We start from the raw sequence: 22,361 nt of genomic DNA on the forward strand, positions 1-22,361 counted from the left end.
TTCATACAGCCTGTCATTCCATTGCCGTCTTTGTGCGAATGTAACCCCTTTCAAAAAAATATGACATCATATCCAATAATATAACTAGATACTGACATTGTGTCAATTTTTAAAATCTTCAGGGATGGTTTTTCTGATCTCCATGAAAAAATCCCCGCTGCGAGACAAGTAGGTCATCTTATACGACCATTTTTCTTGTCTACCCAGAGGGGATATTCTCTAGCGTTCAGGTCTTGTTTCCTTACTTTCCTTCCAAATGCTTGAGGATCGCCATCAAATCCAGCTCGCCCAGACCGTTTTCCAAGGCATGCCGGTAGCTCGCGCTGGCGGATTCGGCCAAAGGAGTGGAGACGCCGGCCTCGCTAGCCAGGCGCAGGTCTTTCGCCATATGCTTGAGCGCAAACGCCGCGGGAAAGTCGTCAGCCAGGATGGATGCAGCTTTTCCCCGGATGAGAGGAGTTCCGACCGCGCTTTCGGAGATGATGTTCAGCATCTGATCCGTATTGATCCCGAGCGAGCGGGCGAACAGGAGCGTCTCCGCCACGCCCTGGACGGTAATGCCGAGCAGCAGGTTGATGGCCAGCTTCGCGGAAGTGCCGGCTCCGTTTGGCCCCAGATGAAGAGCCACTTTGCCGAGCTTGTCCAGCAGCGGTTTTGCTTCCTCATAATCGGCTTTCTCGCCGCCGACCATGATGACGAGCGTCCCTTCCTTGGCCGGACCGACGCTGCCTGACACCGGCGCGTCCAGAAAACGAATGCCGGCCTCATGGCAGCGAGACGCGAGATAGCGGGAAGTATCGGGGGAGACGGTGCTCATATCGACAGTGAGCGTCCCTTTTCCTGCCGAAGCGAGGATGCCGTCCGGTCCTTCGTAAAGCGCTTTGACAGCCTCGTCGTCGCTGACCATCGTGAACAAGATGTCCGATTCCTTCGCAAGCTGCGCGAGCGAATTTGCGGTTTTCGCTCCCTGAGCCGTAAGTGGCGCCGCTTTTTCGGCCGTGCGGTTCCAGACAGAGAGCGCATAGCCTGCCGCAAGCAGGTTGCTCGCCATTGGGATGCCCATGTTTCCTAATCCTATCCAGCCTATCTTCATCGTTGCTCTTCCTTTCTTTTGTCCTTATTCGTTCGTCTGCTTTCGGACGAGCTGCTTGAGTGTGTCGTGCTTGGCCTGTGTAATCGAGAACAGCTCGTCGAAGCTGGCTGGGAGACTCTTGTCGAGGACGCGCAGTCCTTCCTCCGTGATTCCCCCTTTGGTCGCCACGCGTTCGATCAGCTGATCGAAGCCCAGTCTTTCTTTCTGCAGCAGCAAGGCTGTTCCCAGCATCGTCTCGACCAGCATGCTGCGGGCCGTTTCGATGGGCAGCTGTGGCGACTGGCGCACGGCCGCCTGAGCGAACGATTCCAGAATGCCTGCGATTAGTCCTGGAGCGCTGCTCGTCAAGATCGTCGCCGTCTCGATTACTTCTTCGGATACTTCCTGGATGGCACCGACTGCGCCGAGGAGGTCGATAAACTGTTCCCGCTGCAGGCGGGATAGGCGCTGGCTGCAGGTGAACAGGGAGACGCCGCGTAGCTCTTGGGACGTCACGGTCGGAATCACCTTGCTGACCGCGCCTGTATGTACTCGTTCCAAATCCTCGATGCTGACTCCAGCCGCGACGGAGACGACATGTCTCTCGACAGGAATGGAGAGCTGGCCCAGAAGCGGAAGGATGTCGAGCGGTTTTGTGCAGACAAACACCACGTCAGCCTGCTCACAGACTTCCTGGGCGGAGTCAGCGATCAAGATGCCGTATTCTGCCTGCAGATGCTCTGCTTTTTCCCGTGTCCGGTTAAAGACGATCAAGCGGCCTTCCCGGCTCGCATTGCTTTTGACAAACGCTTTCACCAGCATGGTGCCGATGCTGCCAAGTCCGATAATCCCGATATTCATTGGCCCCAACCTCCTGTCCTACATTGTAGCGCAGCCCAAACAAAAAAGGTACAGCCCCTGCGAGAGGGAGCTGTACCTTTGCAAGACCGTCGCTGTGCGTTTTGGGCAATCGCTTAGTCTTCTTCGCTGCGGAAAATCATGATGTACTTCGCCAGCTCCAATACGGAGATCAACGTGGCGGCTACGTACGTGAGAGCGGCCGCGCCGAGCACTTTGCTGGCTCCTTTTTCTTCGTTGTTGCGGATGAAGCCCATCTGTACCATCAGCTTTTTCGCGCGGCTGCTGGCGTCAAACTCCACAGGCAGCGTGATCAGCTGGAAGGCGACAGCTGCGGAGAAGAAGATGATCCCGATCAGCAGCAGCCCCGTCATATGGAAGAAGAAACCGGCCAACAGCAGCAGCGGAGCGATGCCGGAAGCGAAGTTGACCACAGGGAAAATCTTGTGGCGCGCTACGAGCATCGGGTAGGAAACCTTGTGCTGGATGGCGTGGCCCACCTCGTGGCAAGCAACCGACAGCGAGGCGATGGAATGGCCGAAGTATACAGGGTCAGACAGGCGCACGACGCGAGAAGTCGGGTCGTAGTGGTCTGTCAGCGTACCAGGGATATGCTCGACGGGAATTCCCGTCAAACCGTTGGCATCCAGCATACGACGTGCGGCTTCAGCGCCGGTCATCCCGGAGGAAACGGGCACATCGGCAAATTTGTTGAAGGTTCCTTTGACCCGAAATTGCGCCCAGAGCGACAACAGGAACGCAATGATGATCAAAAAGTCCATGGGGTGGAACAACATTCTCAATCACTCCTTATGGTAATCGTAAGCAATTTCACGATTCAAGAAACAGTCTATTCATTTTGTCCTACATCAATCTATACGAGCAGTTTCTCTGACAGTTTCATGTTTTTATTGTACAATTCGCCGCCGGGTTTGACAATATTACTGTGTGCTTATATGACAAGGTAAAGGAACGGAGCCTCTGTTCTTGAAGGCGGCAGCAAAAAACAGGCGCATTCCACCTCGTTCCCGGTGCGAATGCGCCTGCTGCCGTTTGTCAGCGATCGTGGTTTTGCGTTTTGTGGTGCTCGGTCTTTCTCGGCTTCTGGAAACCGACGACTTCCATCATTTTGGAGCTCATCTTGGGATCCATCGTTTTTTCAGGAGCTTGCGGATACGTATGTTCACCTTTTGACACGGAAGATCCCTCCTTCGTGGGTAACTGTAAAAGTAGTATGCCCACTCACCGGGAAACGGCCCGAGGAAACCTTTTCTTGCGCGTTCGCAAAACAATCAGCCGCGAAGCGCGGCAAAGGATCGATCGACTGCGGCGATCGTCTCCCGGATGTCTTCTTCCGTATGGGCGGTCGTGACGAACCACGCCTCGTACTTGGATGGAGCGAGGCAGACACCTTCATCCAGCATGAGGCGGAAGAAGCGGGCGAACAGCTCGCCGTCGGCCTTTTGCGCCCCGTCGTAATCGTACACCGGCTCGTCGGTGAAGTACACGGCCATGGCCCCTTTTACGCGATTGAGCTGAATGGTGACCCCGTGTTTTTGCGCAGCCTGGCGAATCCCGTCTTCCAGCATGGAGCCCAGGCGTTCGAATTCATCGTACACACCCGGCTGACCGAGTACTTCCAGGCAGGCGATTCCGGCGCGGATGGAAGCGGGGTTGCCCGCCATGGTTCCGGCTTGATAAGCAGGGCCGAGCGGTGCCACCTGCTCCATGATTTCCTTGCGTCCGCCGTATGCGCCGATCGGCAGGCCTCCGCCGATGATTTTCCCCAGCGCGGTCAGATCGGGCTCGACGCCGAGCAGATTTTGCGCTCCGCCATAGCAGAAACGGAAAGCGGTGATGACTTCGTCGTAGACGACGAGAGCGCCTGCTTCGTGGGCGATGCGGTTTACTTCCTCCAGGAAGCCTGGCTTTGGCGTCACGATTCCGAAGTTGCCGACGATTGGCTCGACAAGCACGCAAGCCGTTTCATGTCCCCAGCGCTTGATTGCTTCGGCGAACGCTTCGGGTTCGTTGAAAGGTACGGTAATGACTTCGTTTGCGATGCTTTGCGGAATCCCTGCGCTGTCGGGAATGCCCAGCGTGGAAGGACCGGAGCCCGCCGCCACCAGCACGAGGTCCGAGTGGCCGTGATAGCATCCGGCAAATTTGATGATTTTGACACGGCCTGTGTAGGCTCGCGCCACGCGGATGCAAGTCATCACGGCTTCCGTACCGGAGTTGTTGAAGCGGATTCGTTCCATGGACGGGATAGCTTCGCGGATCATGGTGGCGAACTGCACCTCCCAAGGGGTAGGTGTCCCGTATAGCGTGCCGTTTGCCGCTGCGTCGCAAATCGCCTGTGTCACGTGCGGATGAGCGTGTCCGGTAATGATGGGGCCGTAAGCAGCCAAATAGTCGATGTACCGATTTCCGTCTACATCCCAAAAATAGGCTCCCTGGGCTCGCTCCATCGTGACGGGAGCGCCGCCTCCCACTGCCTTGAAGGAACGCGAAGGGCTGTTGACTCCGCCCAGGATTACATCCATCGCTTGCTTGTGCAAGTGCTCGGATCGTTCTCGTTTCATGGTTTTCCCTCTTTCTGTCCAAAAAGTCCTTCCCTATCTTACCACAGCAGAAAGAGTCGGTGGGAATCCACAGGGGTGTATGGATTGGAAAAAGGAAAAATGATACAATTTTCGAGCGATTGAATCCAAACGAGAGAAGGCGTTGTCCGATGAAAATGGAATGCATCTCTGTCACCGGAAGCGGCAAAATGAATGAAGACGCCTATGTCACGAATCAGGCGAAGCAGCTGTTTGCCGTCGTAGATGGTGTATCCTCCCTGGTCTCGTACGAAGACGAAGCGGGACTGACGGGCGGTGCGATCGCTGCCCTTCTCGTAAAGGAGCATCTGGAGGCAGAGGATGGGGACCAGAGCTTGCCGGATTTGCTGGTCGCAGCCAACGGACGGATCCATGACCGCATGCAGGAGGTGCAAATCGATCTCACCAAAAAGGAGGAGCTGTGGGGGGCGGCTTGCGCGGCGGTTCGCCTGCGCGAGGGGCATGTCGAATACGCCCAGACAGGGGATTGTATGATTTTCGCCGTGTACGGAGACGACACGGTACGGCCTTTGACCCATCCTCAGGTCAGCCATCTGGAGCAGGCGGCTTTCGCCAGGTGGCAATGGTGTATGGAGCAGGGCATACGGACTCATGCCGAGATCGCAGAGCACTGTCGCGACATCCTCATCTCGAATCGCTATCAGGCCAACGAGCCGGGAGGATACGGCGTGTTGAACGGAGAGGAGGCCTGTTCGGACTACATCGAGTACGGCCGAATCAACCGAACCGACGTACGTGCCGTCGTACTGCTGACAGACGGTCTGTTCTACCCGCGTTCCTTCGGGGGAGAGGTGCCCAGATGGGAAGACACGGTCCTCCCGATCGTGCACAAGGGCCTGCAGCGCTACACTGACGAGCTGCTCGCCCTGGAAAACGGCGATCCGGAGTGCCTTCACTACGCCCGTTTCAAAAAGTCGGACGATAAAACCGGCCTTGTTTTGTACCTCTCCTAACAGTTTCCAGCACATTGAATTTTGCACAAAGGGAATTCCTCCTATACACTAGCAGTTGGAATGCCAAGAAGATAAAAGGACGGTAAAACATGATTCAAGTCAAACATTTGCAAAAGGAGTTCCGCATCCACCAGTCCAGATCCGGTCTCGGGGGAGCGTTTCGCGACCTGTTCAGCCGCGAATACAAGACCGTAAAAGCGGTCGACAACCTGTCCTTTACAGTGGAAGAGGGAGAAATGTTCGCGCTGATCGGGGAGAACGGTGCGGGAAAATCCACAACGATCAAGATGCTGACCGGGATTCTCACCCCGAGCAGCGGGGATATTGTCATCAATGGATACGTCCCGTTCAAAGAGCGGGAAGATTACGTCCGTTCCATCGGCGTTGTCTTTGGCCAGCGTTCGCAGCTTTGGTGGGATTTGTCCCCGCTGGAGTCGTTTCGCTTGCTGAAGAGCGTCTACAAGGTCGATAACGCAGAAGGCGACCGATGGCTGGACCGCCTGATCGAGGAGCTGGATATCGGCTCGTTCGTCAGCCAGCCTGTGCGCAAGCTGAGCCTGGGCCAGCGGATGCGTTGCGAAGTGGCCGCTTCGCTCATTCACAAGCCGAAACTGCTGTTCCTCGACGAGCCGACAGTCGGTCTGGATGTGCTCGTCAAGCAAAAGATCCGCGAGTTTTTGCGCAACGTGAACGAGACGGAAAACATGACGATCCTCCTGACCACCCATGACGTCTCAGACATCGAAGCGCTTTGCAAGCGAGTGCTGGTCATGGATAAAGGCAAGCTCATTTTCGACGGCCTCCTGAGCGATTTGAAAGAACGCTGGGGAAATGGCACGGAAGTCTCGTTCCAGATGAAAAAGCGCACGTCCGTGGAAGACTTGCGCCGGGTGCTGGGTGACACCCCATGCGAGATCGAGCAGATCAACGATTACAGCCTGACCGTGCAGGTGCCCCGCAGCCAGGAGATGCTTCCCTTCGTCCTCTCTACCGTGATGTCGTCGTTTGAAGTGAGCGATGTCAAAATCATGGAAACGAGCACAGAGGACATCGTGCGGAATATTTATCAGACGGACGGCGAGGTAGCGAAACATGCGTAGGCTTTACATGGAATTGATCCGCATGCGTTTTCTGACCATGCTGGCGTATCGTGTCAACTATTACAGCGGGATTATCATTTATGCGATCAACATCGGGGCGTATTACTTCTTGTGGGGGGCCATCTACGGCGGCCAGCAGCAGCTCGGGGGTCTCACAGTCGAACAGATGACGTCTTACGTGGCCATCGCCTGGATGTCCCGCGCCTTTTATTTCAACAACATCGATATGGAAATCGCCCAGGACGTGCGGGAGGGGAAGGTCGCGATCGAAATGATCCGCCCCTACAATTACCTCTCGGTGAAGACGGCGCAAGCATTCGGGGAAGGCATCTTCCGGCTGTTGTTTTTTGCCGGTCCGGGCATTTTCCTGATCAGCCTGATCATCCCGTTCCACTTCCCTGCTACGGGGCAGGCGTGGGGGCTGTATTTGCTCAGTCTTCTGTTCGCGTTCCTGATCAATACGCAAATCAACCTGTTGACGGGGCTGTTCACGTTTTTCCTGTTCCGCAATGACGGCATGATGCGGGCCAAGCGCGTCATCGTGGACCTCATGTCCGGACTGGTGCTCCCGATCAGCTTTTTCCCGGGTTGGGCACAGACCGTAATGGGCTTTTTGCCGTTTCAGGCCGTCAACTACTATCCGAGCCTGATTTTCACAGGGGCGATTACGTCCGGGCGGGCCCTGGAGCTCATCGGCTTTCAGGTCATCTGGATGTTCGTCATTTTGGTACCCATCCTGATTTTATGGCGAATGGCCCGCAATCGGCTCGTCGTACAGGGAGGGTAAGACATCATGCAAAACTTGCGACATATCTTTCGCGTCTTCGGCGACTACTTGGGGCAGTATTTCAAGACTCGTCTCGCGTACCGGGCGGATTTTCTCGGGGATTTGGTCTCCAACCTGATTTCCGAGCTGATCAACCTCGTCTTTATCATCGTCGTATTCCAGCATGTGCCGCTCATGGGCGAGTGGACGAGGGACGAGATTATTTTCATCTACGGGTTCTTTTTGGTGCCCTATGCGCTGTTCTCGATTTTCTTCGGCTTTTGGGACTTCAATGAGCGCTACATCATCCGGGGGGAAATGGACCGGATCCTGACCCGGCCGCTTTACAATCTGGCGCAGGTCTGTCTGGAGTCGATCGCCCCTGACCGAATATTCGGGGTGATCTCCGGACTGATCATCATGGGCTATGCGGCCATTCAGCTGAAGCTCAGCATTACCTGGTACGATCCGTTTATCTTTATTGTGCTCGCCGTCAGCGGGGCATTGATTTACGGCGGCGTGTACACTGCGATTTCCGCGATCAGCTTTTTCTCGGATTCGCGCACAGGCATCACTCCAATGATTTACAACATCCAGCAGTACGGCCGCTATCCGGTAGACGTCTACAACAAGGTCATTCGCTTCGTGCTGACGTACGTGCTGCCTTTCGCCTTCGTCGGCGTTTATCCGGCAGCCTACTTCTTGCGCAAAGAGATGTGGTACGGCTACGCGGCGATGACGCCGGTAATGGCCGTGATATTCTTCGGCATCGGCCTGTTGGTCTGGAACTGGGGTGTCAGCAAATACAGGGGAGCGGGGTCTTAGGACCCGCTCTTTTTTGTTGGAGACAGTCGGCCCATTCATACGTTTTTTGGATTACATCCGGGCAAAAAAGATATTTCTCTTCTTCATTCTCCCGATAGTACAATGACACTCAAGAAAGCCATGGACTGGGAGGCGGCGGTATGGGCGGAAAGCGCACGGCAATTGTAACGGGAGGCAGCAGCGGAATCGGGATGGCAATCTCCCGGAAAATGGCAGAGAACGGGGTGGATGTCACGATCCTGGGGCGCAGGGAGAAAGCATTGCAGGAAGCGGCTGACCAGCTCGGCGGAGACATTCATTGGATTCGGGCGGACGTCACCAGTCCGACAGATGTCGAGACTGCTGTGAAATCCGTCGTGGAACGAACGGGAGTCGTGGACATTCTCATCAACAACGCGGGAGCAAGCGGTGCAGTTACCACCCAAATGCCATTGGGCGAAGCGGAGAAGATTTGGGACGAGGTGATCGACGTCAACCTCAAGAGCGTATTTCTCATGACGGTGGCAGCTGCCCCCCATTTGCGGCGTCCCGGTGGACGGATCGTCAATATCAGTTCGATTGCAGCCTACACCGGGGGCAGCAGCAAGGGATCGCTCGCTTATGCGGCGGCAAAGGCCGGCATCCACGGGCTGACGTTCTCGGCGGCTCGCGAGCTGGGGGGCGAGGGCATTACCGTGAACGCCATAGCGCCAGGACTTATCGACCGAACCCGTTTTTTTGCGGGTGGGGTGACAGAGGAGCGCTTGAAACAAGTAAGCGCCCAAGCAGCTGCGGGACGGGTGGGGCTGCCGGAGGATATAGCAGCGGCTGTATGGTATCTGGTTTCTCCCGAGGCCTCCTACGTTACCGGGGAAATTTTGAATGTGAACGGCGGTTGGCTGTTTGGTAGATGAGGGAAACGTTTTTTCGCCGCCTGCCGAAAAGTGCAGGATCCTGTCATCGGCTATTGTCAAATCAAAATGAACCGCAGTATAATGAACAGCATACAACCACACATTCCTTCGGGGCAGGGTGAAATTCCCGACCGGCGGTGATCGTGCCACGTGCATGTAAGCCCGCGAGCCTCCCGAGCTGACACACAGCAGGGAGTGCAGGATCTGGTGAGATTCCGGAGCCGACAGTACAGTCTGGATGGGAGAAGGATGACGACAGTACGTTACACACGCGTGCTTGTTTGCCTGTGCAAACGGGAGAAGATGCAGGGGTGCTATTTGGATTAGACAGCCCTCTTGTTTCTTGTACCCATTGTTGCGCCAGCTTTGTCATGTGCCTGCATCAGCCCTGAGGACCAGCGTCTCCTCAGGGCTTTTTTCGTTTTCGCCAGGCCAAGAACGTGTGAAAGCAAGCGGCTGTTGCCATTCCTCAAAAGAAGGAGAATCAATACTGAGGAGATGGTACCCATGAAAGAAACAGCGATGCACTCATCGCGGTCAACCCAGCGGCTGGTGACGATCCCCATGCTGGCTGCGGTTGCATTTATCCTGCAATATCTGGAATTCCCTGTTCCGCTGATGCCGAGCTTTCTCAAGCTGGACTTCAGCACATTGCCCGCGCTGATCGGCGGTCTCATGTACGGTCCGGTGGCGGGAATTATCGTGGAAGTCCTGAAAAACGCACTGCACATGCTGTTTAAAAATACAGACGGACTTTTGATCGGGGAGCTGGCCAATGTGGTGGCCGGGGCGAGCTTTATTTTCCCGGCGGTATTCATGCAGCGGCTCGGCCAAGGGAAAAAAGGCTTTATGACCGGTTTGGCCCTCGGGACTCTGCTGATGAGCGTCGTGATGGCATTGGCCAACGCCTTTTTCCTGCTCCCGGCTTACGCGGCTTTGTATCAGATGCCGATGGACCAGCTCCTGTCCACTTTCGGGGCAAATAGCGTATGGGGCCTCGTCCTGTACGGAATCGTTCCGTTCAACATTTTCAAAGGCGCCGTGCTCTCGCTGGTTGCCTATCCCGTCTACGTGAAGCTGGGATCCAGAATGGGGCCCCGTGCCACAAATTGACAACTCCCAGCTGACTTGCTAATATATTGAGTTAATAAAGGCAATGAAAGGACTCGCAGCCATTTGCCGCGTCCCAGAGAGTCGGCCCTTGTCTGGAAGGCCGATACGGCGGAATTGACTGTATCCCATCCTGAAGCCGCCGGCGATGAGCCGTGCCGGATGCCCCGCCGTTACCCGGGCGAGTTTGAGCGGACTGCAGTCTTTTGCTGCGGTCAATCAGGGTGGTACCGCGGATGTTGATCCTCCGTCCCTATTGGGATGGGGGATTTTTTATTTACTTTGAAAGAAGGAGCTGTCGCCTGCATGAAAGAGGAAAAAGCATTTGTGAAGGAAATTACGCCGCAGTCGGAGGATTTTTCGCGCTGGTACATCGACACGATCCGCAAAGCGGACTTGATGGACTACACGCCGGTTCGGGGCTGCATCGTGTTCAAGCCGGACGGTTTTGAGCTGTGGGAGCGGATCCAGGAAGCGATGAACAAGCGCTTCAAGGAGACCGGACATCGCAATGCCTACTTTCCCATGCTGATCCCCGAGTCCTTTATGCAAAAGGAGAAAGAGCACGTCGAAGGCTTCAATCCCGAGCTGCCATGGGTGACCGAGGCGGGAGGCGAGCCGTTGGAAGAGCGGCTGGCTCTGCGTCCGACGTCCGAGACGATCATCGGCCACATGTACAGCCAGTGGATTCAGAGCTACCGCGACCTGCCTGTCCTGATCAACCAGTGGGCCAACGTATTCCGTTGGGAAAAACGGACGATGCCGTTTTTGCGCACCTCCGAGTTTCTCTGGCAGGAAGGGCACACCGCCCATGCCAACGAGGAAGAAGCGCGCCAGGAAACGATGCAGATGCTGGAGATTTACCGCGAAGTCGTCGAGCAGGAGCTGGCGATTCCGGTATGGAAGGGACAGAAGACGCCAAGCGAGCGCTTCGCTGGAGCGGTCGATACGTATTCCATCGAAGCGATGATGAAGGACGGCAAAGCAGTGCAGGCAGGGACCTCCCACTATCTGGGCGACAACTTCGCGCGCGGCTTCGAGATCAAGTTCCTCGATCGTGACAATACGTTCAAATACGTGCACACGACTTCGTGGGGGAGCTCGACCCGCCTGATCGGCTCGATGATCATGGTGCATGGCGACGACCGCGGTCTGGCGCTGCCGCCGCGGATGGCGCCTACACAGGTAATCATGATTCCGGTCGGTCCGATGAAGCTGCGGGACAAGGTGATGGAGGCATTCGATCCGCTTTACGACCGAATCAAGGCGTCGGGCGTCCGGGTCCGCGCCGATCTGCGCGAGGAGACGCCGGGCTGGAAGTTCAACGAGTGGGAAATGCGGGGCGTGCCATTGCGTCTGGAGATTGGGCCGCGTGATGTAGAGAACGGGCAGGCGATCCTGGCTCGCCGCGATACGGGAGAAAAAATCACGGTCTCGCTGGATGGAATCGTCGAGTCGATTCAAAGCCTGCTGGAGGAAATCCAGCAAAACATGTTCCAAAAAGCGCTGGCTTTCCGCGAGGCGAACTCGCATCTGAACATCGACACGATGGAGCAGCTTGCCGCTCATATCGCCAAGAGCGAGCAGGAAAACGCCGTCAGCGGTTGGGTGCTGGCCGGCTGGTGCGGGGACGACTCGTGCGAGGCAAAGGTCAAGGAAGAGACCAAATTCACCTCCCGCAACATCCCGTTCGATCCGCCTGTGCAAAAGGAAACGTGCATCTGCTGCGGACAAAAAGCACAGCATACCGTCTGGTTTGGCCGTGCCTACTAAGTGCAAACGAGTGGAATCCCCGATCAGCAGCAGGAGATCCACACAAAAAAGGCATGCCCGCACATGATGCGGGGCATGCCTTTTCGCTGATCAGCGGGGAGCCATGACCCAGTCGACAAAGCTCTGCACGTCCGAGAATTGACAGTCCGGCGGCGGATCGAACACCCCTGCCTTCTGGGTGACGGCCAGCCAGTTCACGCCCACCGTCTTCACACCCGCCGCCTGACCCGCCAAGACGTCGGCATCACTGTCTCCTACATAGATGGTGTCCTCCGCAGCAGCTCCCAGTTTTTCCATCGCCAGAAAAATGCCTTCCGGATGGGGTTTGGGATCCGTGACATCGTCTCCGGTAACGACCACCTCAAAGTAAGCGGACAGTGCCATTCTCGCGAGGGAGATGTCTGCGCTGCGCCTGCCTTTTCCCGTGACGATCCCCATGCGGATGCCGGCAGCGCGGAACGTTTCCAGCATCGCAGCGATCTCGGGAGGGTTTTGCATGTCTTGATGGAGAGCGTCGTAAGCAGTGAAGAAATGCTGCAGAGCGGCTTCGTGCAGATCAGGCGGCAGCTCGTTTTTGACAATCCCGGTCTCCGTAGGCCCGAACAGGGCAACGATCTGTTCATCGGAATACTGCTTTTGCAAAAAATGTGCAAACGTCGAGCGAAAGGCCGCAAAAATGAGCGGCAGCGTATCGGCGACGGTGCCGTCGAAATCAAACAGGATGGTGCGCATGGCAGTGCCCCCTTTACTCGAAAAAAAGAAAACCATCGCTTGGTGATGGTTTTCCTGGTGTGTCATTGACTCTTATGCAGCAAGCAAGTCCGTTATTCCTCGCGATCTTCGAACGGCTCGTCCGAATCGTCAGAAGGATCGGCGGGAGTCATCGGGAAAAGCACGTCAAAAAACTTGAACTTCCGGCGCCCCGGCTCGCTTTTGAATGCCTTGTACTTGTGCAGCAGCTCGGCCAGCTCATCAACGAACTGGTTGCGCTCGTCCTGGCTGAGATGAAACTCGTGCAAATTGAAGGCAAACGTGTTCTTGTACTCTTTCCGGACATCGTGATCGCTGGAAACGAAGCGGTTCAACGTACGCATGAGATCCTTTTCGGTCGTTCGGAACGGCGTGAACATCACATCGCTCAGCTGCTGGGCGTTTTCCTCGATCATCACCTGCAGCTTGACCTGAATGACCTTGGCTACCGGCTCGTAGTACTTTTCAACGATGGAGCCTTTGACGCGGGTATCCACCTGTTCCAGCAAACCGACTCGCACGAGCTCCTTCACGTGGTAGTGAAGGCGGGCAGCATTCTCGCCGAGCTCGGTGGCAATTTGTTTGGCTGTCCGAGGCTCCAGGTCCTCAAAGAGTTCCAGGATTTTGACGCGCTCGGCTATCGCAAGCGATTTCAACGCTTCTGGGTCTGTCACTTCATAAATCTCTTTCATGCCATTTCTCACCATCCAACTGACTAGGCCAAATTTTGATTTTTCGTCGTTCTCTATACTATCAATCAATTCTATCGTTTTCTGCGGGATTGCGCAACGTGTAAGGAGATGAAGTGCCTGTAAGCTTGTGGTAAAATGGAACAAGTGCATGTAAGGAGACTAGGGAACGGAAAGGAAGGAAAAGCCATGACTGCCACAGGACAGGCTGCCCCTGATTTTACGCTGCAAGCCAGCAACGACCAGACCATCTCGCTTTCTTCATACCGGGGGAAGAATGTCGTACTCTATTTTTATCCGAAAGACATGACGCCGGGTTGCACGACGGAAGCGTGCGATTTCCGCGACTATCATCCCCGGTTTGCCGAGCTGGACACGGTCGTTTTTGGCATCAGCCCGGACGAAGTGAAGTCCCATGACAAGTTCGCGGCCAAGCACGAGCTGCCGTTTCCGCTCTTGGCCGATCCTGACCACCAGGTGGCGGAGGCGTACGGCGTATGGGTGCTGAAAAAAATGTACGGCAGGGAATACATGGGCATCGAGCGCTCGACATTCGTCATTGATAAACAGGGCAACATCGCCAAGGAATGGCGCAAGGTGAAGGTGAAAGGGCACGTGCAGGAAGTGCTCGTCTTTATTCAGGAAGAGCTGCAGAAGTAAGCGGGCTCCGCTATAAGCAATCCGATTCTTACATATAAAAAGCAGGAGGAGTTGCGTTCATGAGCGTGTCTACCGAATATGTCGTCGAATCTTTTTGCCAGCTGGCAAACATTCCGAGTCCTTCCGGAAATACCGCGAAAGTGATGGCGTGGGTGGCGCAGGAGCTGGAGAGGCTGGGTGTCGGTTTCAAGCGCACGAACAAGGGCGCCATCGTCGCCACGGTCCCGGGCGAGAATGAGGAAAAGGCCCGCCTGCTCACGGCCCACGTCGATACGCTGGGAGCGATGGTCAAGGAGATCAAGTCCAACGGCCGGCTCAAGCTGACGTTGATCGGGGGATTCGAGTTCAACGCCGTCGAAGGCGAGCACTGTGTCGTGGAAACGGGCAGTGGACGACTGGTGACAGGGACGATCCTGTCGACCAAGGCTTCGGTGCACGTGTACGGCCGCGACGCGGGCAAGGAACAGCGCTCGGATCAGAACATGGAAGTGCGCCTGGATGAGAAGGTGAAGACGAAGCAGGATGTGCTGGACCTGGGCATTTCCGTAGGGGATTTCGTCTCGTTCGATCCGCGTGTCACTGTCACCGAGAGCGGCTTCATCAAATCCCGCCACATCGACGACAAGGCAAGCGTAGCGATTTTGCTGGGCGTGTTGAAAGAGCTGAAAGAGACAGGAGCCCGGCTGCCTTACACGACCCACTTTTTCATCAGCAACAACGAAGAGATCGGCTATGGGGGCAACTCGAGCATTCCCGCGAACGTCGTAGAATACTTGGCGGTCGACATGGGCGCGATCGGCGACGGACAGACGACTGATGAATACTGCGTATCCATTTGCGCGAAAGACTCCTCGGGGCCGTACCATTACGGGCTGCGCTCCCATTTGACCAAGCTCGCGGAAGCAAACGGCCTGAACTATCAGGTGGACATTTACCCGTTTTACGGATCGGACGCGAGCGCTGCGCTCCGGGCTGGCTATGACATCGTCCATGGCTTGATCGGACCTGGCGTCGACGCGTCCCACTCCCATGAGCGGACGCACCGGGAAGCCTTGGAGAATACGGCCAAGCTGGTCATGGCCTACATCCGGTCGGAGCAATTGCAAGCATAGGAGAGTTGTCATGAGCAATATGTATCAATGGGCGGATTACTACGATTTGACGCAGCGGGGCGTGGCTGGTGACGTCGAGTTTTATCTGGAGCAAGCCAAGCTGGCGCAGGGACCGGTGCTGGACCTGGCTTGCGGGACGGGACGCATCGCCCTGCCGCTGGCGCAGGCGGGCGTCGATGTGACCGGACTCGATTTGTCTGTGGAGATGCTGGCGAAGGCCAAGCAAAAAGCGAGCGAGCTGGGACTTGCGGATTCGCTGCGCCTCTTGCAGGGAGACATGCGCAGCTTCGATCTGGGGCAGACCTTTTCCCTGATCATGATTCCGTTTCGCTCGTTCCTTCATTTGTTGTATATCAATGAGCAGATGAAGGCGCTGTCTTGCATCCGCAGGCATCTGGCCCCGGGCGGAAAGCTCGTCATGAACGTGTTCGTTCCGAAAATCCAACACTTCCACGAGGAAAGCGAAAAGCTGTCGCTGCGGGGCACCTATCGTCTGGACGACGGCGATGAGGTGGCGATGTGGGATTACACGCGCTATGACCACTTCCAGCAGCTTTCGGAAGTGACGCGGACCTACGAGCGCTCAGACGCTTCCGGTTTGGTCAAGGAACGGGTGACAGGACGGTTCACGCTCCGCTATATTTTTCCGGCGGAGCTCCATCATCTGCTCCGGCTGAACGGATTGAAAGTCACGCAGCGCTTCGGCAATTTTGCAAAAGGGCCTTTCGACGCCTCCAGCAACGAGCTGATTATCGTGGCAGAAGCGCTGTAGTTTGTCGATTTCCGGGGAAATAACGGGATAAATGGAGGGATCTGGATGAAGATCTACACAAAAACAGGCGACAAAGGCGAGACTTCATTGGTGGCTGGCGTTCGCGTGCCGAAGTTCGCGGATCGGGTGGAGGCGTACGGCACGTGCGACGAGGCGAATTCCCAGATCGGGCTGGCTTTGTCGCTGCTCCCTGAATCGATTGATTGGACAGATCTGCGCGGCGTGTTTCACGTCATCCAAACGAAGCTGTTTCACGTAGGAGCGGAGCTGGCTACACCGGAAGGCAAGAAGGTAGGCTGGCCGATCGGCGACGAGGATGTGGCTTTCCTGGAGGAGCAGATCGACAAACTCGATGCGGAATTGCCTGCATTGACGAACTTCATCCTGCCAGGCGGCCATCCGGCGGCAGCGGCTTTTCATGTAGCCCGCACCGTCGTGCGCCGAGCGGAACGAAAAGCGGTTCACGTGGCCACGCAGGAACAAGTGAATCAGGCGGTCGTCAAATACTTGAACCGTTTGTCCGATTACCTGTTCGTTGTAGCGCGGTATGTGAACAAGCAGGCAGGAGCCTCCGAACAGACTTTGCACGAATAAACACCAGGAAATGTCAAGAATCATCCCTTGCGAAATGGCAAAGGAATGATCAGCCATGACCGATAAAAGGAAACGTTGCCTTCGGATGAACGAGTTTTCCCAATCGCTGCGACATTATGAAGAAGCCCTGGAGTTTCGTGTGGAACAGGTGATCATGCAAAAGAAACGGCGGTCATTGTGGCTCCGGCAGGCGAGCGAGCCTTGCTTGCCGGACCGGCTTCTGACAATATGTCCGAATATTTTGATGGTTTTTACGATGCACCGAAGCCTGGACAGCCCCTTTTTGGCGGCGAGCCCTGACTTCTACGCCTAACGGTATCGCATGCCGGCTCGACCAGAGGCCGATGCAAAACGGCATGAGACTGAATTGTGCTCCATATCGTCCACTCTGAGGCGGCTTCCTTGGCGATGCGATGCGAATCGGGAGCAGCTAGCGGGTTTTCCTCAAATAAGAGGAGATCCCCTCAAGAAAATCGACTTTGTCTGTGGCGAACGTGTCATACAGCAGTTGGCCGTCCTGGCATGCGTTGCCTTCAAGCAGCATCGTCAGCTGGGTGTTCGTGATCGGGAAAAACGAGAATCCTTCCATCAGATTGATGGCCGGCTTCATCAAGGAAAGGGGAATGTGGATTTTCCGCACGCGCCTTTTCCCCAGCGCTTCTCCGATGTAATCGAGGATTTGCTCGTAGCTGATCGCCTCGGGACCGCCTGTTTCATAAACCCGGTTGGTCGCGGCGGGAAGCGTCAAGGCTTGGACGAACACGTCTGCGACCGTCTCCCTGGCCACCGGCTGCAGCAGGTAAGAGCCGGTGCCGAGCACAGGCGTCACGGGCAGTCGAACCAAATCGGCCAGCATGTTGACGAATTCATCGCCGGGGCCAAAAATGACGGAGGGACGGAAGATGACATACGGGATCCCGCTCGCCTGCACGAGCTGCTCGGCTTCGTACTTGGTGCGGTGATAGGCGCTGCTCGCACCTTCACGAGAACCCAGTGCGCTCATGTGGATGAAACGGCGGATCCCCGCTCTTTTGGCCGCTTCAACCACCTGACGGGTCCCCGCCACATGAATGCGGGAAAACGTGACCCCTTTGCCGGGCTGCTCCCGGATGATGCCGACGAGGTGAATGACCGCATCACACCCGGCCATCCCCTTTTTCAGAGCCTCAGAGTCAGACAGGTCACCCGTTACATACGAAATGTTCTCTTTTCCAGCTCCATCCTGCCGGACTTTCCCGTCGGAGCCAGGTCGAATCAGGCAGACTGTCTGGTGTCCTTCCGCTTGCAGCCTCGCAAGCATCCCCTTCCCTACGAATCCAGTCGCACCAGTCAGGAAAACTTTCATTGGCATCTCCTCCCGATCTTTACTGTCATTACCATAGTAACTCAACAGAGAGAATGCATGCCACCCGCCATGTGCGTTGCCGGGTTGACGATCCACGGTATAATGGAGGGAAAAGGGGGATTTGGCTATGGCAACACGCAAAGTGCCTGTCGCAGAAATTTTGGATACCCTGCAAGAGCTGTATCCGGATGCGCATTGTGAATTGAACTATACGACCCCGTTCGAGCTGCTGATCGCCACGATCCTGTCGGCGCAATGTACAGATAAACGGGTCAACGAAATCACCGCACCCATGTTCCAGAAGTTGAAAAAACCGGAAGACTACCTTCATTTGACACAGGAAGAAATGGAAGAGCATATAAAAGGGCTCGGGTTGTATAAGAATAAGAGTAAAAACATATTAGAGACCTGTAGGATCCTGTACGAGAAGTACAACGGCGAAGTGCCGCAGACGCACAAGGAGCTGGAGGCGCTGCCGGGTGTCGGAAGAAAGACGGCGAACGTAGTGTTGTCCAACGCTTTCGGTGTGCCTGCCATCGCCGTCGATACGCACGTGTTTCGCGTCGGAAACCGGTTGGGCCTCGCGAAAAGCGATAACGTCGATGAAGTGGAGCGCCAGCTGATGAAACGCATTCCCCGGGAAAAATGGTCGGATGCCCACCATTGGCTGATCTGGCATGGAAGACGTGTCTGCTCGGCGCGAAATCCGCAGTGCGGCCAATGTGCGCTTCAGTCGATGTGCAAATACGCGATAGCCGAAGCGAAAAAGACGAAAACTAAGCCCAAGGCAGCATCGAAAGCGAAAGCGTAACGCACGGTTCCCAGTTTCCTCCATATTCTTTTCGTCGGAATGGATATTGATAGTTTTCGCTCCGTAGACGTACACTTATTTATAGTAATTCTAATCAATGACAACAAGAAGCATTTCCGTTCTTTTGTCCTTGCGAAAGACAGTGAGGTGTAACAATATGACACAGCGTGTAGAAAAGGCTGTTGAAATCCTGAAAAACACAGGGGTTCGGATGACACCTCAACGCCATGCCATTTTGACCTATTTGCTGGAGACGATGACTCACCCGACGGCAGACGAAATATACAAAGCTCTCGAAGGCAAGTTCCCCAACATGAGTGTCGCTACGATTTACAACAATCTGCGCGTCTTTAAAGATGCCGGACTGGTCGTGGAATTGACTTACGGGGATGCGTCCAGCCGTTTTGATGCGAATGTGGAAGAAGATCATTACCACGCGATTTGCACCAAGTGTGGGGCGATCCGGGATTTTCATTTCCCTTATCTGCGGGACGCGGAAGATTCCGCGGCACGGGACATCGGATTTCAAGTTACTGGCCATCGCATGGAGGTATACGGCATTTGTGATGCCTGTCAGAAGAACACCCACTAAAAACGCTTTATCCTGAAAGCACCTTCGGAATCAACCGGAACAAAAGTTGAGGACGGAGGTGTTTTTCACATGTGGCGCCTACGGCTGGCTACCCGGTGTCGGACGGCCTGCCCAAAAGCTTGCTCCTCCCGTTAAGGCTGCGCCATGGATTTGGATTTCTCTTTGTCTAAACCTGTAACGTTTTGACGTTTCATACGTCTTTTGGTAAAGAAGCTAATTTTCGTATAGCCAGCATGTCAGAAGGTTGTGAAGCATTTGAATCGATGGAAAGATAAATCTATTCAGCAGGGTGGAGATCCGGCTGGGTATGTGTTCGGTTGGGAGGAGGCATGGGCTTGGAAGTAGGATTGGCTACCCGTCCCAAGAGAAGACGCAGGCCTGTGCTCCAGTTTTTCTTGATGGTCTTGCTCTTTTTGGTCGCCGTTTTTGGCGCGATCTACTGGTTTTTCGTGCTGCGGGCGTCTACGGAGCATGTGCAGCCGTACGATGGAGACAAGCGCGTCATCGTATATGAAGGTGAACAAACCGAGATTCCCTATGTGCTTGAATCCGATCAGATATTGCTCCCGTTCGAATTCATCAAGGAGCGGCTGGACCCTTCCATTTTTTGGGACGAACCGACTCAATCCGTCATTGTGACTACGAAGGACAAGGTGCTTCGGATGGAGAGCGGACAAGTGGTCGCTTATTTGAACAAGCAGCCGGTCAATCTCCAGGTTCCCGTGAAAGAGGTGGACGGGCAGCGGTACGTGCCACTGGCTCCTCTGGAAAAACTGTACGCGTTCTCATTTGAGCAAAAACAGGATACGGGCGTGTTGATCGTTGAAAAGGACGGTTACGCCGTTCAGCAGGCAAAAGCAGTTTCCGGCGACAAGCCGCAGCTCGTCCGGACAGGAGCTTCCTACCGCAGGCCGATTGTGGCGGAATTGGCGGCGGGAAGCAAAGTCGATGTACTGGGCGAAGAGGATGAGTGGTATCGCGTCCTGACGGCGAGTGGCGTCGCCGGCTTTTTGCCGAAGGAGAGCGTGGAACTGACAGAGGTACGCCAGATTGCTTTGAACCGTTCAGCACCGGCGCGGGAGTCTGCTCCCTGGAAGCCGCTTGGGCAAAAGATCAATCTCGTCTGGGAGCAGGTGACGAATCGCACTCCGAACGTGGCGGACATCGGTCCGCTACCGGGAGTCAACGTCGTGTCTCCGACGTGGTTTGAGCTGAAGGACGGGGAAGGAACGTTGCAAAACAAGGCGGACCCGGCGTATGTGAAATGGGCGCATCAGCGGGGCTACAAAGTCTGGGGGCTGGTGACCAACGGCTTTAATCCGGACTGGACCAAGTCTGTGCTTGGCAGCTACGACAAGAGAGACAAGCTGATTGCCCAGCTCATCCACTATGCCAACATGTACGATCTGGACGGAATCAATATCGATTTCGAGAATGTGTACTTGGCCGAAAAGGAGAAGCTCGTTCAGTTTGTGCGCGAGCTGACGCCATATTTGCACGAGCAAGGGCTTACTGTTTCGATCGACGTGACCATTAAATCGACCGCCGAGACGTGGTCGATGTTCCTGGATCGCGCTGCTCTGGCCCAAGTGGTGGATTACATGGCCGTCATGACGTATGACGAACACTGGGCTTCCAGTCCAAAAGCGGGGTCGGTTGCTTCCCTGCCATGGGTCGAAAATGGGCTGAAGGGTGTTCTGGAGGAGGTCCCCCATCAGAAGCTGCTGCTGGGTGTCCCTTTCTACACTCGTTTGTGGACGGAGAGCAAGCAGGCTGACGGCAGCGTAAAGGTATCGTCGAAAGCACTGTCGATGCCGCGTGCCCAAGAGTGGATCCAGGAACGCAAGCTCACTCCGAAGCTTGACGAGGCGAGCGGCCAAAACTACGTGCAATATACAGATCCCAAGGACGGCAATACGTATAAAATGTGGCTGGAAGATGTCACCTCCATGCAAAAACGGATGGAACTCGTACAGAAGTACAACCTCGCCGGTGCGGCGGCATGGCGCAGGGGCTATGAACTGCCGGAAATATGGCAGGCTGTTCAGGAGGGTCTAGGCAGCCAGCACAACGCGAAGTCTCCGTAGACCAAGCATAATCTTACGAGAAACTGTAGGAACAACAAAAAGCCACCTGCTAGCCCGGGTAGATACGGGAACGCAGGTGGCTTTTTGCGTACGGATGGGAGCGGGTGCGCCATTATGTCTGGTTTTGCTGCGGTTGTCCATCCTCGAGGCGCAATGGCTGCCCACAAAACATACAGGCGTCTTCTTTTCCCAGCATCTTGGTCACTTTTTGGCAAGAAGGGCACTGGACCTGCGGGGCAGAGGTTGAGACCATTCCCGAAATCATAAACATAACCGTGCTGCCCATCGTCAGAATGAAGCCGATGATCAGCAGCAGTGTCATGAAGATGTGAGAACCTTTGAGCAGGGTGCCAAGTAAAGGAATAAAGTCCAAGTATCCAGCAAAAAAGGCATACCCTGTGTACATCAGCAAAATGCCGATCACCATGCTCCAGTTGCCCCAAGTGCGCATGCGCTTGATCTTGCTCAGGCGTTCCGTTTTCTTCATCATCATTCCTCCTAGCTTACAGTATAGCACACAAAGGATTTGTCTGTTGACAAGCAGGAAAAGGACTTCTTGTGTAGAATCCATAAGTTCAACCCAGGGCAGGGAGGGAGAAAGATATGGACGTAGGGCCGGAAGAGATCCAGCAGACGTATCTGGAGCTGCTTCAAAAGCGTTTGGATGTACAAGCTGTGCTTATGTTGCCTGATTTCTCCTTTCGAGACGGTCCTTCTTATTTCATTGTGGCTGCCAAACCGGATGCTCAAGAAACCATTAGACGAGTGCAGATCCTGGATCGGGTGTTTACGGAACAATGGATCAGCGCTTGGCAGTTGGAAAAGAGCGCGGTTTACGGAACAGATGAAAAGCTAGTAGCCATGCTCCGCAGGTCCGAAATACTTCTGGACCGGGACGGTTATATGAAGCAACTCAAGCAGCGACTCATCCGTCTCTCTGATTCGCTTCAAAAAAAGCTCGTCTGTAGAGAGTAT

25 protein-coding genes and 1 riboswitch (1 of these 26 running past the window's edge) are annotated in these 22,361 nt (G+C 55.2%); of the genes, 16 read left to right on the top strand and 9 right to left on the bottom strand.

Translation table 11 applies throughout. The annotated features are described in order from the left end of the window. Positions 1-241: 241 nt before the first annotated feature. From RGB73_RS05995 to RGB73_RS06015, 5 genes are all read right to left on the bottom strand, one after another. The gene (locus tag RGB73_RS05995) at positions 242-1,093 is read right to left on the bottom strand and encodes an NAD(P)-dependent oxidoreductase (protein ID WP_310770057.1); all 852 of its coding nucleotides are present in this window, start codon (positions 1,091-1,093) and stop codon (positions 242-244) included. Positions 1,094-1,117: 24 nt separating this feature from the next. Further along, a complete protein-coding gene (locus tag RGB73_RS06000) occupies positions 1,118-1,933 on the bottom strand; it encodes a pyrroline-5-carboxylate reductase dimerization domain-containing protein (protein WP_310770059.1) in 816 nt (271 codons plus the stop codon). Between the two features lie 113 nt (positions 1,934-2,046). Beyond that, positions 2,047-2,727, bottom strand: coding sequence for a zinc metallopeptidase (locus RGB73_RS06005; protein ID WP_310770061.1), 681 nt, complete (start codon positions 2,725-2,727; stop codon positions 2,047-2,049). Between the two features lie 259 nt (positions 2,728-2,986). Then, positions 2,987-3,127, bottom strand: a complete 141-nt coding sequence (locus RGB73_RS06010) for a hypothetical protein (RefSeq protein WP_310770063.1) — start codon at positions 3,125-3,127, stop codon at positions 2,987-2,989. Positions 3,128-3,222: 95 nt separating this feature from the next. After that, positions 3,223-4,515 (bottom strand): glutamate-1-semialdehyde 2,1-aminomutase, encoded by a 1,293-nt coding sequence (locus RGB73_RS06015; protein ID WP_310770065.1) that lies wholly within the window; start codon positions 4,513-4,515, stop codon positions 3,223-3,225. Between the two features lie 149 nt (positions 4,516-4,664). Here RGB73_RS06015 and RGB73_RS06020 point away from each other — a divergent pair, with 149 nt between their 5' ends. From RGB73_RS06020 to proS, 7 genes are all read left to right on the top strand, one after another. Continuing rightward, positions 4,665-5,507, top strand: a complete 843-nt coding sequence (locus RGB73_RS06020) for a protein phosphatase 2C domain-containing protein (protein WP_310770067.1) — start codon at positions 4,665-4,667, stop codon at positions 5,505-5,507. A gap of 89 nt (positions 5,508-5,596) precedes the next feature. After that, on the top strand, positions 5,597-6,607 hold the full coding sequence (locus RGB73_RS06025; protein WP_310770069.1) for an ABC transporter ATP-binding protein: 1,011 nt from the start codon (positions 5,597-5,599) through the stop codon (positions 6,605-6,607). Further along, positions 6,600-7,394, top strand: a complete 795-nt coding sequence (locus tag RGB73_RS06030) for an ABC transporter permease (protein ID WP_310770071.1) — start codon at positions 6,600-6,602, stop codon at positions 7,392-7,394. Before RGB73_RS06025 ends, RGB73_RS06030 begins: the two co-directional genes overlap by 8 nt. 6 nt (positions 7,395-7,400) lie before the next feature. Then, complete coding sequence (locus tag RGB73_RS06035; protein ID WP_310770073.1) at positions 7,401-8,198, top strand: ABC transporter permease; 798 nt, start codon at positions 7,401-7,403, stop codon at positions 8,196-8,198. Between the two features lie 140 nt (positions 8,199-8,338). Then, entirely contained in the window at positions 8,339-9,091 is a 753-nt protein-coding gene (locus RGB73_RS06040; RefSeq protein WP_310770075.1) for an SDR family NAD(P)-dependent oxidoreductase, read from the top strand. A 100-nt stretch (positions 9,092-9,191) separates the two neighbouring features. Then, positions 9,192-9,345, top strand: a riboswitch (FMN riboswitch). A gap of 253 nt (positions 9,346-9,598) precedes the next feature. After that, positions 9,599-10,204, top strand: coding sequence for an ECF transporter S component (locus RGB73_RS06045; protein WP_310770077.1), 606 nt, complete (start codon positions 9,599-9,601; stop codon positions 10,202-10,204). Positions 10,205-10,507: 303 nt separating this feature from the next. Then, positions 10,508-11,974, top strand: coding sequence for a proline--tRNA ligase (gene proS, locus RGB73_RS06050; protein ID WP_310770079.1), 1,467 nt, complete (start codon positions 10,508-10,510; stop codon positions 11,972-11,974). A 90-nt stretch (positions 11,975-12,064) separates the two neighbouring features. Here proS and RGB73_RS06055 read toward each other — a convergent pair whose 3' ends face one another. Beyond that, entirely contained in the window at positions 12,065-12,706 is a 642-nt protein-coding gene (locus RGB73_RS06055; RefSeq protein ID WP_310770081.1) for an HAD family hydrolase, read from the bottom strand. A gap of 92 nt (positions 12,707-12,798) precedes the next feature. Continuing rightward, positions 12,799-13,416, bottom strand: coding sequence for a helix-turn-helix domain-containing protein (locus RGB73_RS06060; protein ID WP_310770083.1), 618 nt, complete (start codon positions 13,414-13,416; stop codon positions 12,799-12,801). A 186-nt stretch (positions 13,417-13,602) separates the two neighbouring features. On the opposite strand from RGB73_RS06060, the gene bcp reads away from it, so the two are divergent. From bcp to RGB73_RS06085, 5 genes are all read left to right on the top strand, one after another. After that, positions 13,603-14,073 carry a thioredoxin-dependent thiol peroxidase gene (gene bcp, locus RGB73_RS06065; protein ID WP_310770085.1) on the top strand — a complete coding sequence of 157 codons (471 nt, stop codon included), beginning with the start codon at positions 13,603-13,605 and terminating at the stop codon, positions 14,071-14,073. 59 nt (positions 14,074-14,132) lie between these two features. Beyond that, positions 14,133-15,185 (top strand): M42 family metallopeptidase, encoded by a 1,053-nt coding sequence (locus RGB73_RS06070; protein ID WP_310770087.1) that lies wholly within the window; start codon positions 14,133-14,135, stop codon positions 15,183-15,185. A gap of 10 nt (positions 15,186-15,195) precedes the next feature. Then, positions 15,196-15,957 carry a class I SAM-dependent methyltransferase gene (locus RGB73_RS06075; protein WP_310770089.1) on the top strand — a complete coding sequence of 254 codons (762 nt, stop codon included), beginning with the start codon at positions 15,196-15,198 and terminating at the stop codon, positions 15,955-15,957. A gap of 45 nt (positions 15,958-16,002) precedes the next feature. Then, positions 16,003-16,551, top strand: a complete 549-nt coding sequence (locus tag RGB73_RS06080; protein WP_310770090.1) for a cob(I)yrinic acid a,c-diamide adenosyltransferase — start codon at positions 16,003-16,005, stop codon at positions 16,549-16,551. 85 nt (positions 16,552-16,636) lie between these two features. Beyond that, positions 16,637-16,864, top strand: a complete 228-nt coding sequence (locus RGB73_RS06085) for a hypothetical protein (protein WP_310770092.1) — start codon at positions 16,637-16,639, stop codon at positions 16,862-16,864. A gap of 117 nt (positions 16,865-16,981) precedes the next feature. Here RGB73_RS06085 and RGB73_RS06090 read toward each other — a convergent pair whose 3' ends face one another. Then, on the bottom strand, positions 16,982-17,896 hold the full coding sequence (locus RGB73_RS06090) for a complex I NDUFA9 subunit family protein (RefSeq protein ID WP_310770094.1): 915 nt from the start codon (positions 17,894-17,896) through the stop codon (positions 16,982-16,984). Between the two features lie 127 nt (positions 17,897-18,023). Here RGB73_RS06090 and nth point away from each other — a divergent pair, with 127 nt between their 5' ends. The 3 genes from nth (at position 18,024) to RGB73_RS06105 (ending at position 21,386) form a co-directional block, all read left to right on the top strand. After that, on the top strand, positions 18,024-18,707 hold the full coding sequence (gene nth, locus RGB73_RS06095) for an endonuclease III (RefSeq protein ID WP_310770096.1): 684 nt from the start codon (positions 18,024-18,026) through the stop codon (positions 18,705-18,707). Positions 18,708-18,864: 157 nt separating this feature from the next. Next, the gene (gene perR / locus RGB73_RS06100) at positions 18,865-19,299 is read left to right on the top strand and encodes a peroxide-responsive transcriptional repressor PerR (protein WP_310770098.1); all 435 of its coding nucleotides are present in this window, start codon (positions 18,865-18,867) and stop codon (positions 19,297-19,299) included. A gap of 329 nt (positions 19,300-19,628) precedes the next feature. Continuing rightward, positions 19,629-21,386, top strand: coding sequence for a glycosyl hydrolase family 18 protein (locus RGB73_RS06105; RefSeq protein WP_310770100.1), 1,758 nt, complete (start codon positions 19,629-19,631; stop codon positions 21,384-21,386). A 112-nt stretch (positions 21,387-21,498) separates the two neighbouring features. Here RGB73_RS06105 and RGB73_RS06110 read toward each other — a convergent pair whose 3' ends face one another. Next, on the bottom strand, positions 21,499-21,873 hold the full coding sequence (locus RGB73_RS06110) for a YgzB family protein (protein ID WP_310774159.1): 375 nt from the start codon (positions 21,871-21,873) through the stop codon (positions 21,499-21,501). Between the two features lie 116 nt (positions 21,874-21,989). On the opposite strand from RGB73_RS06110, the gene RGB73_RS06115 reads away from it, so the two are divergent. Further along, positions 21,990-22,361, top strand: the 5' portion of a protein-coding gene (locus tag RGB73_RS06115) for a nucleotidyltransferase-like protein (RefSeq protein WP_310770102.1). 492 nt of this gene lie beyond the right edge of the window; 372 of the gene's 864 nt are visible here — the first part of the coding sequence; the start codon lies at positions 21,990-21,992; its stop codon lies off the right edge, out of view.

This window comes from Brevibacillus brevis (assembly GCF_031583145.1).
Lineage (GTDB): Bacteria > Bacillota > Bacilli > Brevibacillales > Brevibacillaceae > Brevibacillus > Brevibacillus brevis_E.

What these genes read in the sequence shown, in the direction of transcription:
- RGB73_RS06015 (WP_310770065.1), bottom strand. Translation starts at nt 4,515, where the DNA reads ATGAAACGAGAACGATCCGAGCACTTGCACAAGCAAGCGATGGATGTA.
- nth (WP_310770096.1), top strand. Translation starts at nt 18,024, where the DNA reads ATGGCAACACGCAAAGTGCCTGTCGCAGAAATTTTGGATACCCTGCAA.
- RGB73_RS06055 (WP_310770081.1), bottom strand. Translation starts at nt 12,706, where the DNA reads ATGCGCACCATCCTGTTTGATTTCGACGGCACCGTCGCCGATACGCTG.
- RGB73_RS06000 (WP_310770059.1), bottom strand. Translation starts at nt 1,933, where the DNA reads ATGAATATCGGGATTATCGGACTTGGCAGCATCGGCACCATGCTGGTG.
- RGB73_RS06090 (WP_310770094.1), bottom strand. Translation starts at nt 17,896, where the DNA reads ATGAAAGTTTTCCTGACTGGTGCGACTGGATTCGTAGGGAAGGGGATG.
- perR (WP_310770098.1), top strand. Translation starts at nt 18,865, where the DNA reads ATGACACAGCGTGTAGAAAAGGCTGTTGAAATCCTGAAAAACACAGGG.
- RGB73_RS06070 (WP_310770087.1), top strand. Translation starts at nt 14,133, where the DNA reads ATGAGCGTGTCTACCGAATATGTCGTCGAATCTTTTTGCCAGCTGGCA.
- RGB73_RS06045 (WP_310770077.1), top strand. Translation starts at nt 9,599, where the DNA reads ATGAAAGAAACAGCGATGCACTCATCGCGGTCAACCCAGCGGCTGGTG.
- RGB73_RS06105 (WP_310770100.1), top strand. Translation starts at nt 19,629, where the DNA reads ATGGGCTTGGAAGTAGGATTGGCTACCCGTCCCAAGAGAAGACGCAGG.
- RGB73_RS05995 (WP_310770057.1), bottom strand. Translation starts at nt 1,093, where the DNA reads ATGAAGATAGGCTGGATAGGATTAGGAAACATGGGCATCCCAATGGCG.
- RGB73_RS06005 (WP_310770061.1), bottom strand. Translation starts at nt 2,727, where the DNA reads ATGTTGTTCCACCCCATGGACTTTTTGATCATCATTGCGTTCCTGTTG.
- proS (WP_310770079.1), top strand. Translation starts at nt 10,508, where the DNA reads ATGAAAGAGGAAAAAGCATTTGTGAAGGAAATTACGCCGCAGTCGGAG.
- RGB73_RS06025 (WP_310770069.1), top strand. Translation starts at nt 5,597, where the DNA reads ATGATTCAAGTCAAACATTTGCAAAAGGAGTTCCGCATCCACCAGTCC.
- RGB73_RS06020 (WP_310770067.1), top strand. Translation starts at nt 4,665, where the DNA reads ATGAAAATGGAATGCATCTCTGTCACCGGAAGCGGCAAAATGAATGAA.
- RGB73_RS06110 (WP_310774159.1), bottom strand. Translation starts at nt 21,873, where the DNA reads ATGAAGAAAACGGAACGCCTGAGCAAGATCAAGCGCATGCGCACTTGG.
- RGB73_RS06085 (WP_310770092.1), top strand. Translation starts at nt 16,637, where the DNA reads ATGAACGAGTTTTCCCAATCGCTGCGACATTATGAAGAAGCCCTGGAG.
- RGB73_RS06030 (WP_310770071.1), top strand. Translation starts at nt 6,600, where the DNA reads ATGCGTAGGCTTTACATGGAATTGATCCGCATGCGTTTTCTGACCATG.
- RGB73_RS06075 (WP_310770089.1), top strand. Translation starts at nt 15,196, where the DNA reads ATGAGCAATATGTATCAATGGGCGGATTACTACGATTTGACGCAGCGG.
- RGB73_RS06080 (WP_310770090.1), top strand. Translation starts at nt 16,003, where the DNA reads ATGAAGATCTACACAAAAACAGGCGACAAAGGCGAGACTTCATTGGTG.
- bcp (WP_310770085.1), top strand. Translation starts at nt 13,603, where the DNA reads ATGACTGCCACAGGACAGGCTGCCCCTGATTTTACGCTGCAAGCCAGC.
- RGB73_RS06040 (WP_310770075.1), top strand. Translation starts at nt 8,339, where the DNA reads ATGGGCGGAAAGCGCACGGCAATTGTAACGGGAGGCAGCAGCGGAATC.
- RGB73_RS06060 (WP_310770083.1), bottom strand. Translation starts at nt 13,416, where the DNA reads ATGAAAGAGATTTATGAAGTGACAGACCCAGAAGCGTTGAAATCGCTT.
- RGB73_RS06035 (WP_310770073.1), top strand. Translation starts at nt 7,401, where the DNA reads ATGCAAAACTTGCGACATATCTTTCGCGTCTTCGGCGACTACTTGGGG.